Below are 13,895 nucleotides of genomic sequence, written 5' to 3'. Positions count from 1 at the left end.
TCAGTAGGGCGCCGCCTCCGGCCCCGTCGCGACATAGACCGACTTCACCTGGCTGTAGTGTTCGAGCGCCTCGCGGCCGTTCTCGCGGCCGATGCCCGAGCGCTTGACGCCGCCGAAGGGCATCTCCACCGGGGTCAGATTGTAGGCGTTGATCCACACCGTCCCCGCCTCGACACGCGCCGCCATCCGGTGCGCCCGCGACAGATCGCGCGTGTAGATGCCGGCGGCGAGGCCGAAATCGGTGGCGTTGGCTCTCGCGATCGCCTCGTCCTCGCCGTCGAAATCCATGACGCACATCACCGGTCCGAAGATCTCCTCGCTGGCGATGCGCATGCCGTCGGCGACGTCGGTGAAGACCGTCGGCTCGACGAAGAAGCCGCGCTCCATGCCCGCGACCTTCGCCGCCTTTCCGCCGCAGGCCAGGCTCGCGCCCTCGCTGCTGCCGATCTTCAGATATTCCAGCACCTTGTCGTACTGCGCCCTGGAGACCAGCGGGCCGAGATGGGTCTCGGGATCGAGCGGATCGCCGAGCCGGATCGCCTGCACCCTTTCGCAGAGCCGTTCGACGAAGGCCGCGCGCACGCTCCTTTCGACGAAGACGCGGGTGCCGTTCGAGCAGATCTGGCCGGTCGAGTAGAAATTGCCGAGGATCGCGCCGGAGACCGCCGCATCGAGATCGGCGTCGGCGAAGACGAGGATCGGCGACTTGCCGCCGAGTTCGAGGGTGACGTGCTTGGTCGTCTCGGAAGCCGCACCCATCACCTTCGCGCCGGTGCCGACGGAGCCGGTGACCGAGACCTTGGCGATCGCCGGATGCGAGGCGAGCGCCGCCCCCAGCGGGCCCTTGCCCTGCAGCACGTTGAAGACGCCGGCCGGCAGCCCCGCCTCGGTATAGATCTCGGCGAGCTTGAGGGCCGAAAGCGGCGTCACGTCCGATGGCTTGAAGATCATCGCATTGCCGCAGGCGAGCGCCGGCGCGCTCTTCCACGAGGCGATCTGGATCGGATAGTTCCAGGCGCCGATACCCGCACAGATGCCGAGCGGCTCGTGGCGGGTGTAGGCGAAGCCGTTGGAGAGCGGGATGTGGGCGCCGCGCATGTCGGCGGCAAGCGCGGCGAAATACTCGATGCAGTCGGCGCCGGAGGCGGCGTCCGCCACCCGCGTCTCCTGGATCGCCTTGCCGGTGTCGAGGGTCTCGATCTGGCTGAGCTCCTCGTTCCTCTCGCGCATGATCTCCGCCGCCCGCCTGAGGACGCGAGAGCGCTCGGCGCCGCTCCTTGCCGCCCATTCCGCCTGGCCGCGGCGGGCGGCCGCGACGGCGCGCTCGAGCAGCGCCGGGGTGGCGGCATGGAGCCTCGCCAGCGTTTCGCCGGTCGCCGGGTAGAGGCTTTCGAAAGCCTCGCCGGCGGTGTCGTCGACATAGGCGCCGTCGACGTAATGGGAGGCTTCGGGCTGGGCTCGCATGGCTTCGGGCTCCTCGATGCGGGTCGGACCGACCGGTTCTTGCGTCGGCGCTTCATATCGGCCGGAACGCGCGAACGCCAACCGCTTCCTCCGATCGGCGGGATCGCCGGGTGCCGGCGGGGATCGAAAGCGCCGCTCCCGCAGTTCCTGGTGAAAGCGAATAAGGGAGACCGCAATGGCAAGCCCCGAAGAAACCCGTCAGCGGATCACGATCACGCCCGAGCCGCATCCGGTCACCGTCTATTTCGACGACGTCGTCATCGCCTCGACCAAGGAGGCGCTGAAACTCGTCGAGGACGGCCACGCGCCCGTCTACTACATTCCGCGCGACCGGGTGGAGATGGCCTATTTCGCCGCGACGGACAAGCGCACGACCTGCCCCCACAAGGGCGAGGCCCGCTACTGGACGATCACGGCGATGGGCCGGGCGGCCGAAGACGCCGCCTGGTCCTACGAGACGCCGCACGGGGGCGTCCAGGAGATCGCCGGTTACATCGCCTTCTATCCGACCGCCGTGCGGATCGAAGTGGACGAGCCGCCGACCAAGCGGGACTGGTGAGCGGCATCCGCCGCCCGGACGTTCCGGACCGCCGGCGGGCGACACGCCGAGCGCGCCGCCCCTCTCTCGACGGTTGCGGCGGGCCGCCTCGATGCCGCCGCGCAAGGCTTCCGGCCGGCGCCTATTTGGACTTGGCGCCCGTCTTCTGCCCGGCATGACCGTTGTGACCGGCATGGGCGTCGGGCGCCTTGCCCATCGCGTCGGGCTTGTCGACGGCAAGGTCGACCTTCACCTCTCCCGCCTTCTCGAAGGTGAGGGTCAGGGGGACGCGCTCGCCCTCTTCGAAGCGCTTGGACGGCTTCATCAGCATCAGATGGTAGCCGCCGGGCGCCAGCCTCACCGTTTCGCCGGGCGGCAGCTCGAGGCCCTCCTTCAGCGGACGCATCGTCATGACGTCGCCCTCCATCTTCATTTCGTGCAGCTCGACCTTCGCGGCGGCCGGCGTGGTGCCCCCGAGCAGCCTGTCGGCGGTCTTGCCGGTGTTGGTGATGGTCATGTAGCCGCCCGCGACCGGCGCATTGGGCAGCGTCGCGCGGCTCCAGGGATGGCCGATCTCGAGCGTGCCGACCTTGTAGGAATGGGCGCCGGCGGGAAGGCTCGCGGCGCAGATGATCGCGGCCGCAGCGATCGTGGTCGTCGTGAGACGCATGAATTCTTCTCCGATTGAAACGTGAAAGGACGGCGCCGGCGGGATGGCCGCCGGCGATTCTCGAACTTCAGGCGGAGAGTGACGGCGGCCCGCGCTGGCGCATGAGGCCGCCGGGTATCGTGCGCCGGCGCACGACCCTTGCGGCGACGGGCCGCGGCAGGGCGATCGAGGCGCTGCGGTCGAAGGCCGGCGCCGTCTCCGGCGTCATCGCCATGACGACCGGGCGTCCGGAGCCGCAGAGCGTCGCGCAGGCACAGTCCGGACAGTGGCCGGAATTGCCGTCCGACCGCTCGCCGCGATCGACCGCGGCATCGGCAGGGACCGCCACGCCGGAGCACAGCACCGCCGGCACCCCGCCGAAGGCCATGTCGAGGCAGGACTTTCCGGCGACGAGCCCCTGCAGCAGCATCAGCTGCGCCAGCAGCGCGACTGCCGCCGCCGCCGTGAGCCTGTCGCCGAGAAGAAGCCGAAACGCGCGCATGGCGCGACTTGTCGCAGAGAAGACGGGCCTTGTCATCCGTCCCGGTGGCTGCGGCAGAGCGCCGATCCACGCGGCACCCGTTTCGAACCTCGGCACGTCCGGCCGCGCCCTCGCGAGGGGCGCAAAGTCGCGTGATCAGCTTGCGGGGCGGCGGCGCTGCGTCTACGCCTTGAGCCATGACGTTCCGCCGCTTGCTCGCACCCTTCCTGGTCCTCATCGTCGCCGCCTGCGGCTTCGGCGCGCCGGCGCTTGCCTTCGAGACGAAGGCGCCGACGGCGATCCTCGTCGACGTCGGCACGGGCCGGGTGCTGTTCGAAAAGAATGCCGACGATCCGATTCCGCCTGCGAGCCTCGCCAAGCTGATGACCGCGACGGTGGTCTTCGACATGATCCGCAAGGGCGAGGCCTCGAAGGACGACACGTTCGAGGTCTCCGAACACGCATGGAAGGAGGGCGGGGCGAATTCCGGCGGCTCGACCATGTTCCTGCCGGTGCACAAGCGGGTCAGCCTCGGCGACCTGATCAAGGGCCTGATCATCCAGTCCGGCAACGACGCGGCGATCGTCATCGCCGAGGGACTTTCCGGCAGCGAACAGGGCTTTGCCGAGAAGATGAATGCCGAGGCCAAGGCGATCGGCCTGTCGCATTCGCATTTCGTCAACCCGCACGGCCTGCCGGCCGAGGGCCAGCAGGTGACGATGCGCGACCTCGCACTGCTCGCGGAATATCTGATCAAGACCTTTCCGGAGGAATATCCGCTGTTCTCCGAGGAAAGCTTCCGGTTCAACGGCATCACCCAGCGCAACCGCAATCCGCTGCTGGCGCTCGGCGCCGACGGTCTGAAGACCGGCCATACGGCCGCGGCCGGCTACGGCCTCGTCGCCTCGGCGACGAAGGACGGGCGGCGGATCGTCCTCGCCATGTCCGGCATGCAGAGCTCCGAGGAGCGGGCGCGCGAGGCCAAGCGCCTGATGGATTTCGGGCTCCAGGACTTCGAGGAGGTGACGCTGGTCAAGGCCGGCGAGCCGCTCGGAACGGCGCGCGTCGCGGGCGGCTCGCAGGCGAGCGTGCAGCTCACGGCGCGCGAGGACCTCGCTTTGCTCGTGCCGCGCGGCAGCCTGAAGGACGTCAGCCGCCACATCGTCGACAACGGCCCGATCCCCGCCCCCGTCGCCATGGGGCAGCGGGCCGGCTGGGCGCTGTTTTCGCGCGGCGACGAGACCATGCGCGAGGTGCCGCTCTATGCCGCCGAAGCGGTAGACCGGGCGGGGGTCGTCGCGCGGGTCGCCGAGACCATCGTCGGGCAGTTCTCGTCGGAACGCAGCGAGTGACGGGCCGCGGGCGCGTCGCTGCGGAAGCCGCTGACCCTTGGGCGGTGCGGCAGGACGCCCCCTCGATTGTGACTTGACGCGGCGCAGCAAAACGACGATATGGGCAACATCACGCCGTGATCGCGCGATCGTCGTATCTTCAGCTTCACCCACAGTTGGTAGCCCTCGACGAAATCGGATCGGCCTGGTGGCCCCGCCATCGGCCCGCCCGACACGGCCCGTCGAACCGTCCGCCCGCGCGAAGACGTTCGATCCTTCCGGCGGCCCCGGTCACGGCGCCGCACGCATCCAAAGGCATGCTTTGACCTCTCAGAATTTTCAGGCGTTCGGCCTTGCCGACACGCTCCTCTCGGCGCTTGCGCGTCTTTCCATCACCGAACCGACGCCGATCCAGTCCCAGGCCATTCCCGCCGTCATGGCCGGCCGCGACGTTCTCGGCATCGCCCAGACCGGCACCGGCAAGACTGCCGCCTTCTCGCTTCCCGTCATCCACGCCCTCCTGAAGAAGGGCGGCCGTGCGGCCCCGAAGCAGACCAAGGTGCTGATCCTGACGCCGACCCGCGAGCTCGCCTCGCAGATCGCCGGCAACGTCAAGTCCTATACCGTCGGCACCAAGATCAGCCACACGACCGTCTTCGGCGGCGTCTCGATCCGTCCGCAGATCGCCACGCTCGCCCGCGGCGTCGACATCGTCATCGCCACGCCCGGCCGGCTCATCGACCTGATGAACCAGCGCGCCGTCGACCTTTCGGCCGTCGAGCACGTGGTCCTCGACGAGGCCGACCGGATGCTCGACATGGGTTTCGTGCGCGACGTCATGAAGATCGTCGCCAAGCTGCCGAGCGAGCGCCAGTCGCTGCTCTTCTCGGCGACCATGCCGCGCTCGATCGGCGACCTCGCCGCCAAGATCCTGACCAAGCCGGTGCGCGTCGAGGTGACGCCGGAAGTCGTGACCGTCGAGAAGATCGACCAGAGCGTCTTCCTCGTTCCCCAGAAGGCCAAGAAGCACTGGCTGATCGACCGGCTGGCGGATGCGAGCCTTGCCAAGGTGGTGATCTTCACCCGCACCAAGCACGGCGCCAACCGCCTCGCCGGCGACCTCGAAAAGGCCGGCATCCCGGCGCTGGCGATCCACGGCAACAAGAGCCAGGCGGCCCGGCAGAAGGCGCTCGCCGCCTTCCAGCACGGCTCGGCGCGGGTTCTCGTCGCCACCGACATCGTCGCCCGCGGCATCCATGTCGACGAGATCAGCCATGTGGTGAACTTCGAGCTGCCGGAAGAGCCGGAGAGCTACGTCCACCGGATCGGCCGCACGGCGCGGGCCGGCCATTCCGGCATCGCGATCTCGCTGATCGATCCGTCCGAGCGCGCCAAGCTCAAGGCGATCGCGCGGCTGACCGGCCAGAGCCTCGAGCCGCAGCCGACCGACTTCAAGGTGCCGGAAGGCGCTGCCATGGACGGCGACGAGCGTCCCGCCCGCGGTCCGCGCCAGCCGCGCGGCCGCAACGGCGGAGGCAATCGCCGCGGCGGCAATCCCGGCCAGGGCGCGCCGCGCAATGCCGGCGGTGGCGAGAACCGCCGCCAGGAGAACGGCGGCCAGCGCGCGGGACAGCGTGAGGGCCAGCGGGAAGGCCAGCGCCGGCGGCGGCGCGGCGGCGGCGGCGGCGCACAGCGCCAGGCGGCCGGCGTCTGAGCCTGCCGGCGCCAACGCAGATCATGGTGGGGAGCGCGGGGGCAACTCCGCGCTCTTTTTGCGTGATGGCCGCTGTCCCGGGGGCAGACGCGCGGCACGACGTTGCGCCGCAGGGGCGGCGTCGCCATATCCGGTGCGAGGCAGACGGCAAGGAGACGGCGATGGCCGAGACGGTGAAGGTCGACATTCCCCACAAGCTCACCCGCGAGGCGGCGCGTGGCCGCATCGAAGGCGGGTTCGCGAGCCTCAGGCAGGACATGCTGGGCGGCATGGTGAAGTTCGAGGACAGCTGGGAGGGCGACCATCTCGACTTCCGGGCAAGGGTGATGGGCCAGACCGTCACCGGCCGTCTCGACGTCCTCGACGACAGCGTGCATGTGGAGATCGACCTGCCGGGCTTCCTCGCCTCGATCGCCGAGAAGCTCAAGGGCCGGCTGAAGAAGGAAGGCACGCTGCTTCTCGAAAAGAAGTAGGCGCCGTCCCGCAAGGCCGCGCCGCTTCGGCCGGAACCCCGCTTTCCGCGGCGCCGCCTGCGCTCAGCCGGGCTCCCCGCGCTGGGCAAGCGCGGCGACGCGCATCTGGCTGAGGGTCTGGCGCGGGGTCAGCGCCTCCGCCGATATCGCAAGGTCGAGCACCGCGCCGGTCTTCGAGGCGAGCGCGCGTTCGAAGGCCGCAGGAAACTCCTCCGTCCGCTCCACCCGCTCGCCGTGAAAGCCATAGGCCCTCGCCAGCAGCGGAAAGTCCGGGCTCTCCATGTCGGTCCCCGAGACCCGCGCCGGATAGTGGCGCTCCTGATGCGCGCGGATCGTCCCGTAGGTGCCGTTGTTGAGGACGAGGACGATCGGCTGGGCGCCCGCCTGCTTGGCGGTGGCGAGTTCCTGCGAGGTCATCTGGAAGTCGCCGTCGCCGGCGAAGCAGACGACGGTGCGGCCGGGATCAGCAACCTTGGCGGCGATCGCCGCCGGAAGTCCGTAGCCCATCGCGCCGGCCTGGGGCGCGAGGAGTCGCGCCTGCGGCCCGTAGAGCAGGAACTTGTTCGGCCAGACGGTGAAGTTGCCGGCGCCGTTGGTGACGATCACGTCCTTTGGCAGCACGGCGCGCAGATGCGCCGCGACCTTGCCCATGTCGACCGGCGACGGCAGGTCCGGCAGGTCGAGGCCCGCCTCGAAGGCCGCCCTGCCCCGCGCCCGCCAGTCCGCCCGGTCGCCGGAAACGGCCTCCATTTCGCCAAGCGCCGCGGCGAAGGCGTTCGGCCCGGCCTGGATGCCGAGCGACGGACGGTAGACCTTGCCGATCTCGCCGTCGGAGCCGTGGACGTGGACGAGCGCCTGGTTGGGTTCGGGAACCGTCAGCAGCGTGTAGCCGGCGGTCGAATTCTCGCCGAACCGAATGTTGAGCGCGAGGATCAGGTCGGCTTCGGCAATCAGCGCCTTTACCGAAGGCGTCATGCCGACGCCCGCCTCGCCGCAGAAGGTCGGCGAGAAGTTGTCGTACTGGTCCTGGTAGCGGAACACCGAGACGACGGGAATGTCGGAGGCTTCGGCGAAGCGCTGCACCGCGGCCATCGAGCCGGGCTTCCAGTTGCAGCCGCCATAGAGGATCAGCGGCCGCTCGGCGCCCTGCAGCATCTCGCCGAACCGCGCCATGGCGGCGGCGGCCGGCGCCGGCTCGAAGATCTCGGCCGGGCCCGACAGCGGCGCGGCGTCGGCGGCGCCGCTGAGCATGTCCTCCGGCAGGGCGACGACGACCGGGCCCGGCCGGCCGCTCACCGCCGTCGTCCAGGCGCGCAGCAGGATCTCTGGGATCCGCTCCGCCCGGTCGATCTCGACGGCCCATTTCGCCATGGTGCCGAACACCGCCCGGTAGTCGAGCTCCTGGAAGGCCTCGCGGCCCTTCATGTCGGTACCGACCTGGCCGACGAAGAGGATCATCGGCGCCGAATCCTGCATCGCCGTGTGGACGCCGATGGCGGCATTGGTCGCGCCCGGGCCGCGGGTCACCATGCAGATGCCGGGCGAACCGGTCAGCTTGCCCCAGGCGGCGGCCATGAAGGCGGCGCCCCCCTCCTGCCGGCAGAGCACGTAGTCGAGGCGGCCGCGCGTGTCGTGCAGCGCGTCGAGCACCGCGAGATAGCTCTCGCCGGGAACGCCGAAGCACGTCTTCGCTCCGAGCGCCATCAGGCAGTCGACGAGCAACTGGCCGCCGTTTCGCATCTGGACGTCATCCCTCTTCGTCGGATCGGCCCGAGATGCCAGCCTTTCATGCGGCCCGCAACCCGCGACCTGCCGCGAAGCCGGGAGGTCCCCGCAGGCGGCGCAGGCAGCGCCCCCGCCGGACGCCGCGACGGCGATCAGGCCTCGGCCAGCGCCTTGCCGGCCGTAATCCGCGCGATCTCGTCGGTGAGATGCCGGCAGTCTTCGTCGATGGCGAGGAAGCGGCCGGAGCCCCAGGTGTTCAGCCAGCCGAGCCCGATGAAGTAGAAGCCGGGAACCTTCGTGACGCCGCGGTCGAAGACCGGCTTGCCGCGTTCGTCGAAGACCGGAACCTCGATGAAGGAATAGTCCGGGCGAAAGCCGATCGACCAGACGACCGAGGTGATGTTCTCGGCCTGCGCGTCGATCTCGGTGATCTCGCGCTCGGGGCGCCAGAGCTTTTCGAAGGGCGGCTCGGCCGGCGCGTCGATGCCGTTTCTCTCGATATGGACGTCGATCTGGTTGCGGATGCCGACATAGCTCCGGTCGGCGTCGTCGAGGTTCTTCTCGAGCTCCGGCGCGAAGCGGATCGTCCGGCCGTCCATGCCGGCGACCGAGCCGTAGAGGCGGACGCCGTCCTCCAGCGCGAAGCGGCGCAGGTCGATCTCGTGGCCGCCGTCGCGCCCCGACATGTAGTGGTTGGTCTGGGTGACCGCCTTCATCGGATCGGGATGATCCCGGATGGTCATGGCATAGTGGCCGGCCTCGTGGAGCCAGTCGGTCGAATCGCGGCCGCGATATCTGCGGGGGCTGCGCGGGGCCGGCCCGACGGCGAGATGCACCTCGCGCCCCGCCTTGAGGAGATCCTCCATGATCTGGACGCCGGACTGGCCGGTGCCGACGACGAGGCTCGCACCGTCCGGAAGCTGCGATGGCCGCCGATATTCGCGCGAATGCATCTGGACGATCGCCGGATCGAGACGTTCGGCATAGGGCGGGACGATCGGCGTGTCGTAGCCGCCGGTGGCGATCACCACCTGATCGGCGGTCCAGACGCCGGCCGAGGTCTCGATGCGATAGCCGCTTCCGGCGCGGGCGATCCGGGTGACGGCGACGTTCTCGCGGAGCGGCGGGGCAAAGCTCGCCGCGAAGCCTTCGAGATAGTCGACGATCTCGTCCTTCACCATGAAGCCGTCCGGATCCTCGCCGCGATAGGGATGGCCCGGCAGCCGACATTGCCAGTTCGGCGTGACGAGGCAGAAGCTGTCCCAGCGGTTGACCCGCCAGGAATGGAACCGCCGGTAGCGCTCGAAGACGACGTGGCCGATGCCGCGTCGTGCGAGGTGCCAGCTGACGGAAAGCCCCGCCTGGCCGCCACCGACGATGGCGACCGTGACGTGGCTCGGTGCCGCCGGGCTCTTGCTCATCGCTTTGTCCTTTCAGATTGCCGGCGCGTCGCGGCGGCCATGCCGCGCGCAGTCCCGGCGCCTTGCCACCCGCCCCCCGTCATTCGTCGAGCGACAGGCAGACGACTTCGGCGCCCTCGCAGCCGAGGAACGGCCGCCCCCGCGCCTCGATGCGGGCGAGTTCCGCCATCGCGGCGGTGCAGGCGAAGCCGTATTTCGCCGCCACCCGGTCGGAGGCGGCGGTGAGCCCGTCCCGGGCCCGTTCCAGGAAGTCGGCGAGCGGATAGGTCTCGCCGGCGGCGACGAAGCGTCTGATCGCGGTGGAGGGCGAATAGCAGCGCTCCTCCTTTCCGTCCGGCCAGCGGATGGTGAAGCGAACCTCGGGCATCACGGCCTCTCCGGGGCGGGCGCGGGGCGAAGATAGGGCGTTTCCCGCCAGTCCCAGAAGACGGCGGAACGCCCGCCGGAATGGAACGTCACCGTCGACGAACGCTCGACCTCGCCGATGAGCCCGGCATAGATGCCGCGCTCTTGGAACATCTCGGCTGCCCGCAAGACTTTGTCCGGCTTCATTGCAAAGAGGAATCCGAAACTCGGGAAGGTCCGCATCCAGCGTTCGAGCGGAATTTGCCCGGGCGGGAAGGGAGTGAGGACGCGGTCGAGATCGAGCGCGATCCCGACGCCGGAGGCTTCGGCCAGCATCAGCGCCGTTCCGGCGATGCCGCCCTGGCTGATGTCCTTGCCCGCCCTGAAGAACCGGCGCTCGGCAAGGTCGGAGACGAGGGCGAGGTCGCCGCGCAGCCGCTCGGGGGCGACGTCGATCGCGGCGCAGAAATTGTCGAAATTCCGGTAGGTGCCGCGCATGTCGACCGCGATCATCAAAACGTCGCCGGGCCTCGCGTCGAAACTCGTGAGAAGCGCGCGCGTCCGGCCCAGGACGGTGACGGCGAGGCCGAGATCGGGCGCGGCGAAATTCGTGTGACCGCCGACGATGGGCACGCCATAGGCCTCCGCCGCCGCCCGCAACCCTGCGAGCAGGGGCGCCGCCTTTTCCGGCGACGGCGCAAAGACCTGGTCGACGAGGGCGACCGCCCGTCCCCCCATCGCGGCGATGTCGGAGAGATTGACCATCACCCCGCACCAGCCGGCGAACCAGGGGTCGTCCTCAACGAAGGACGGGATGAAGCCCTCGCCGGCGAGAAGGTCCCACCCGCCGGCCGCATTGGGCAGCGCCGCCGCGTCGTCGCCGGCCGTCGCGGCGTCGCGCATCGACAGGCCGAGCGCACCGGTCGCCCGGCCGATGGCGAGCTTGCCGCGGATCGAGGGATGCGCCCTGAGGCTCTCGGCAAGCGTGTCGGGGTCGAGCGTCACCGGTCCCTCACCACGGGATTTCGGCCGGCGGCGGCACGCGCCGTGCGAGCGCCAGGAAGCCTGCGGCGGGATCGGCGATCGGCGGATAGGCGGAAAGATCGGCGCGCATCCGTGCATGGCTCATGCCGTGAAGCACCACCTCCTCCTCGACCTGCCAGTGCAGATGCTTGAACATCTCGACGTTCTGCGCCTGGACATGCGCGAGAAAGGTGTGGCAGCCCCGGCCGTTGGCGGTGGAGACGGCAAGCCGGATCAGTTCGCGGCCGAGCCGGCCGACATGGCGGAAGCGGCTGTCGACGGCGAGCCGCGAGCCCCACCACAGGCCCGGCTCCGGCTCGTGGATGCGCACCGTTCCCACCACCTCGTCGGCCTCGTGGGCATAGGTCGAGAGAGCAACGAGCGAAGTGCAGTCCCGGTCGACCGCGTCGCGGTCGTGGACCGGAAAGAGCGTCTGTTCCTCGACGAAGACGCGGTGCCGGAGCCGGGCGGCGCCGGCCTTTTCCCAGGAGGCGACCGCCGCGCGGACGAAATAGCCGGGCGAGAGGAAGACGGAGGGGTCGACGGCGTTCATCAGGCGCTCCGCTTTTCGAGGGCTGCCGGCGGCCGCGGCAGGGCGAGCTTCTCGTAGGTCGAGAGCGCCGAGCAGGCGCCGCAGCGCCCGCAGCCGGCCTTGATCTCCTCGGCAGCCATGCCGGCGGCCCGGATCATCGCGGCGAGCGGCGCGAGGATCTCGGCCATGAAACCGGCGGACGGCGCCGGATGGCTTTCGAGCGGCGTGCCGGAGATCGGCACGAAGGGCACGACGAAGGGATAGACGCCGAGCGCGCAGAGCTTCTCGGAGGTTTGTAGGATCGCCTCGGCGGTGTCGCCGAGCCCGGCGAGGATGTAGGTCGACACCTGGCCGCGCCCGAACACCTTCACCGCCGCCTCGAAGCTTGAAAAATACTTTTCGAGCGGCACGGAAGCCTTGCCCGGCATGATCCTCGCCCGCACCTCCGGCGTCACGGCTTCGAGATGCATGCCCAGCGCATCGACGCCCGCCGCGCGCATCCTCTCGTGCCAGGCGTCGTCCTCCGGCGGCTCGCACTGCGCCTGGATCGGCAGGTCGACCGCCGCCTTCACGGCCCGGGCGCTGTCGGCAAGGATCGCCGCGCCGCGGTCCTTGCCCGGCGGCGTCCCCGTCGTCATCACCATGTGCTTCACGCCGTCGAGCTCGACGGCGGCCTTCGCCACTTCGGCGAGCTGCTGCGGCGTCTTGCGGACGATGGTGCGGCCGGCGGCGAGCGACTGGCCGATGGAGCAGAACTGGCAGGTCTTCTTCCTGCTCTCGTAGCGGATGCAGGTCTGCAGCACCGTCGTCGCCAGCACGTCGCGGGAGTGGAGAACGGCGATCTTTCCGTAGGGAATGCCGTCGGCCGTCTCGAGGTCGTAGAACCGCGGGCGGGCGGGAAAGCGGACCTTCGCCACCTCGACGCTGTCGCGGGTGACGCGCGACAGGCCCGCCGCATCCGGCGCGTCGACGAGATAGGGGCTGTCGAAGGCCGGCGCGGTGTGCACCGGCACCATCACCGTCCGGCCGCCGATCGTCACCGCCTTGTGGTCGGAAGGCCCGGCGCCGCCGCGGCGGCTTTCGTGGCCGGCCCGCGGGTCGACGAGGCGCATGCCGCGGGTCTGGAGGTCGTTGATCAGGTCCGCCTCAGACATGCGCCGCCTCCGTCTTTGCCGCCGGCTTCGGCGCCTCGATCCGCTCCGCCGGATCCGCCGCCTCGTCCGCCCCGTCGATCCGGTGCATCGGCCTTGCCGCCTGCGCGTCGAGGACGAGAGACAAAAGCTCCGGCCGCGCGTAATGGCCGACGGAATCCATCATGCGCTTGCGCTTGGCGATCAGCCGCATGTCGAGATCGGCGACGAGGATGCCCTCGCCCGCGGTCAGCGGCGGGACGAGATGCCGCCCCTCCGGCGAGACGATGCAGGTCATGCAGCCGTCACGGAGCCCCTTCTGCAGCTTCGGGTCGGGATGGATTTCGGCGATCTGCTCCTCGGTCAGCCAGCCCGTCGCGTTGACGACGAAGCAGCCGGATTCCAGCGCGTGGTGGCGCATCGTCACCTCGATCTGCTCGCCGAACACCGGACCGACGAGACTGCCGGGAAAGTGGCTCGCATGGATCTCCTCGTGCTGCGCCATCAGGGCGTAGCGGGCGAGCGGGTTGTAGTGCTCCCAGCAGGCGAGCGCCCCGACGCGGCCGACGGCGGTCTCGGCGACCTTCAGACCGGACCCGTCGCCCTGCCCCCAGATCATCCGCTCGTGATAGGTCGGGGTGATCTTGCGGCGCTTCAGCGCCAGCGAGCCGTCGGCGTCGAAGACGAGCTGGGTGTTGTAGAGCGAGCCGTGGTCGCGCTCGTTGACGCCGAGGACGACGACCATGTTGCGCCGGCGGGCGGCATCGGCCACCGCCGCGGTCTCCGGCGACGGCACCGTGACCGCCTCCTCGTAGAGCTTCAGATGCGGCGCCCCCTGCATCACCGGCGGTAGGACGAAGGAGAAATAGGGGTAGTAGGGAACGAAGGTCTCCGGGAAGACGACGAGCCCGGCGCCCTTGTCGGCCGCCTCGGCGATGGCGTTGAGGACGCGCTCGATCGTGCCGGTCCGCCCGGAAAGATCCGGCGCGATCTGCACGGCGGCGGCCCTGACCGTGTCGGTTCGAAAACTGTCTGCCTGCATCTCCGGCTCCCGCTCGGCGAAGGCGGC

14 protein-coding genes are annotated in these 13,895 nt (G+C 69.8%); 4 read left to right on the top strand and 10 right to left on the bottom strand.

Going from position 1 to position 13,895, the window contains the following annotated elements; translation table 11 throughout:
* Nucleotides 1-1,464 carry a betaine-aldehyde dehydrogenase gene (gene betB, locus J1C47_RS20275; RefSeq protein WP_207352624.1) on the bottom strand — a complete coding sequence of 488 codons (1,464 nt, stop codon included), beginning with the start codon at nt 1,462-1,464 and terminating at the stop codon, nt 1-3.
* 175 nt (nt 1,465-1,639) lie between these two features.
* Between betB and J1C47_RS20270 the strand changes: the two genes are divergently transcribed.
* Complete coding sequence (locus J1C47_RS20270; RefSeq protein WP_207352623.1) at nt 1,640-2,023, top strand: DUF427 domain-containing protein; 384 nt, start codon at nt 1,640-1,642, stop codon at nt 2,021-2,023.
* 121 nt (nt 2,024-2,144) lie between these two features.
* Here J1C47_RS20270 and J1C47_RS20265 read toward each other — a convergent pair whose 3' ends face one another.
* Together J1C47_RS20265 and J1C47_RS20260 are read right to left on the bottom strand one after the other, a co-directional pair.
* Nucleotides 2,145-2,672 carry a copper chaperone PCu(A)C gene (locus J1C47_RS20265; RefSeq protein WP_207352622.1) on the bottom strand — a complete coding sequence of 176 codons (528 nt, stop codon included), beginning with the start codon at nt 2,670-2,672 and terminating at the stop codon, nt 2,145-2,147.
* 67 nt (nt 2,673-2,739) lie between these two features.
* Entirely contained in the window at nt 2,740-3,153 is a 414-nt protein-coding gene (locus tag J1C47_RS20260) for a hypothetical protein (RefSeq protein ID WP_207352621.1), read from the bottom strand.
* A 191-nt stretch (nt 3,154-3,344) separates the two neighbouring features.
* Here J1C47_RS20260 and J1C47_RS20255 point away from each other — a divergent pair, with 191 nt between their 5' ends.
* The 3 genes from J1C47_RS20255 to J1C47_RS20245 all read left to right on the top strand — a co-directional run bounded on the left by J1C47_RS20255 (nt 3,345) and on the right by J1C47_RS20245 (nt 6,650).
* Nucleotides 3,345-4,484: a D-alanyl-D-alanine carboxypeptidase family protein gene (locus J1C47_RS20255; RefSeq protein WP_245396703.1), complete on the top strand. Its 1,140-nt coding sequence runs from the start codon at nt 3,345-3,347 to the stop codon at nt 4,482-4,484.
* 301 nt (nt 4,485-4,785) lie between these two features.
* Entirely contained in the window at nt 4,786-6,177 is a 1,392-nt protein-coding gene (locus J1C47_RS20250) for a DEAD/DEAH box helicase (protein WP_207352619.1), read from the top strand.
* Between the two features lie 161 nt (nt 6,178-6,338).
* Nucleotides 6,339-6,650, top strand: a complete 312-nt coding sequence (locus J1C47_RS20245; RefSeq protein WP_207352618.1) for a polyhydroxyalkanoic acid system family protein — start codon at nt 6,339-6,341, stop codon at nt 6,648-6,650.
* 63 nt (nt 6,651-6,713) lie between these two features.
* Here the strand turns inward: J1C47_RS20245 and J1C47_RS20240 are convergent, their stop codons facing one another.
* From J1C47_RS20240 to J1C47_RS20210, 7 genes are all read right to left on the bottom strand, one after another.
* Entirely contained in the window at nt 6,714-8,390 is a 1,677-nt protein-coding gene (locus J1C47_RS20240; protein WP_207352617.1) for a thiamine pyrophosphate-dependent enzyme, read from the bottom strand.
* Nucleotides 8,391-8,527: 137 nt separating this feature from the next.
* Nucleotides 8,528-9,796 carry an MSMEG_0569 family flavin-dependent oxidoreductase gene (locus J1C47_RS20235; protein WP_207352616.1) on the bottom strand — a complete coding sequence of 423 codons (1,269 nt, stop codon included), beginning with the start codon at nt 9,794-9,796 and terminating at the stop codon, nt 8,528-8,530.
* A gap of 79 nt (nt 9,797-9,875) precedes the next feature.
* The gene (locus J1C47_RS20230; protein WP_207352615.1) at nt 9,876-10,163 is read right to left on the bottom strand and encodes an MSMEG_0570 family nitrogen starvation response protein; all 288 of its coding nucleotides are present in this window, start codon (nt 10,161-10,163) and stop codon (nt 9,876-9,878) included.
* Nucleotides 10,163-11,146, bottom strand: coding sequence for a sll0787 family AIR synthase-like protein (locus J1C47_RS20225; RefSeq protein ID WP_342592027.1), 984 nt, complete (start codon nt 11,144-11,146; stop codon nt 10,163-10,165). Before J1C47_RS20225 ends, J1C47_RS20230 begins: the two co-directional genes overlap by 1 nt.
* A 7-nt stretch (nt 11,147-11,153) precedes the next feature.
* The gene (locus tag J1C47_RS20220; RefSeq protein WP_207352613.1) at nt 11,154-11,717 is read right to left on the bottom strand and encodes an MSMEG_0567/Sll0786 family nitrogen starvation N-acetyltransferase; all 564 of its coding nucleotides are present in this window, start codon (nt 11,715-11,717) and stop codon (nt 11,154-11,156) included.
* Entirely contained in the window at nt 11,717-12,850 is a 1,134-nt protein-coding gene (locus J1C47_RS20215) for an MSMEG_0568 family radical SAM protein (RefSeq protein WP_207352612.1), read from the bottom strand. Before J1C47_RS20215 ends, J1C47_RS20220 begins: the two co-directional genes overlap by 1 nt.
* On the bottom strand, nt 12,843-13,868 hold the full coding sequence (locus J1C47_RS20210; protein ID WP_207352611.1) for a Nit6803 family nitrilase: 1,026 nt from the start codon (nt 13,866-13,868) through the stop codon (nt 12,843-12,845). The genes J1C47_RS20215 and J1C47_RS20210 overlap by 8 nt, the downstream gene beginning before the upstream one ends.
* Nucleotides 13,869-13,895 lie beyond the last annotated feature (27 nt).

It is taken from the genome of Jiella sonneratiae (genome assembly GCF_017353515.1).
GTDB classification, from domain to species: Bacteria; Pseudomonadota; Alphaproteobacteria; order Rhizobiales; family Rhizobiaceae; genus Jiella; species Jiella sonneratiae.
The sequence above is the reverse complement of the archived record's forward strand: the minus strand, read 5'-3'. Positions and strand labels throughout refer to the sequence as shown.

What these genes read in the sequence shown, in the direction of transcription:
- betB (WP_207352624.1), bottom strand. Translation starts at nt 1,464, where the DNA reads ATGCGAGCCCAGCCCGAAGCCTCCCATTACGTCGACGGCGCCTATGTC.
- J1C47_RS20270 (WP_207352623.1), top strand. Translation starts at nt 1,640, where the DNA reads ATGGCAAGCCCCGAAGAAACCCGTCAGCGGATCACGATCACGCCCGAG.
- J1C47_RS20265 (WP_207352622.1), bottom strand. Translation starts at nt 2,672, where the DNA reads ATGCGTCTCACGACGACCACGATCGCTGCGGCCGCGATCATCTGCGCC.
- J1C47_RS20260 (WP_207352621.1), bottom strand. Translation starts at nt 3,153, where the DNA reads ATGCGCGCGTTTCGGCTTCTTCTCGGCGACAGGCTCACGGCGGCGGCG.
- J1C47_RS20245 (WP_207352618.1), top strand. Translation starts at nt 6,339, where the DNA reads ATGGCCGAGACGGTGAAGGTCGACATTCCCCACAAGCTCACCCGCGAG.
- J1C47_RS20240 (WP_207352617.1), bottom strand. Translation starts at nt 8,390, where the DNA reads ATGCGAAACGGCGGCCAGTTGCTCGTCGACTGCCTGATGGCGCTCGGA.
- J1C47_RS20235 (WP_207352616.1), bottom strand. Translation starts at nt 9,796, where the DNA reads ATGAGCAAGAGCCCGGCGGCACCGAGCCACGTCACGGTCGCCATCGTC.
- J1C47_RS20230 (WP_207352615.1), bottom strand. Translation starts at nt 10,163, where the DNA reads ATGCCCGAGGTTCGCTTCACCATCCGCTGGCCGGACGGAAAGGAGGAG.
- J1C47_RS20220 (WP_207352613.1), bottom strand. Translation starts at nt 11,717, where the DNA reads ATGAACGCCGTCGACCCCTCCGTCTTCCTCTCGCCCGGCTATTTCGTC.
- J1C47_RS20215 (WP_207352612.1), bottom strand. Translation starts at nt 12,850, where the DNA reads ATGTCTGAGGCGGACCTGATCAACGACCTCCAGACCCGCGGCATGCGC.
- J1C47_RS20210 (WP_207352611.1), bottom strand. Translation starts at nt 13,868, where the DNA reads ATGCAGGCAGACAGTTTTCGAACCGACACGGTCAGGGCCGCCGCCGTG.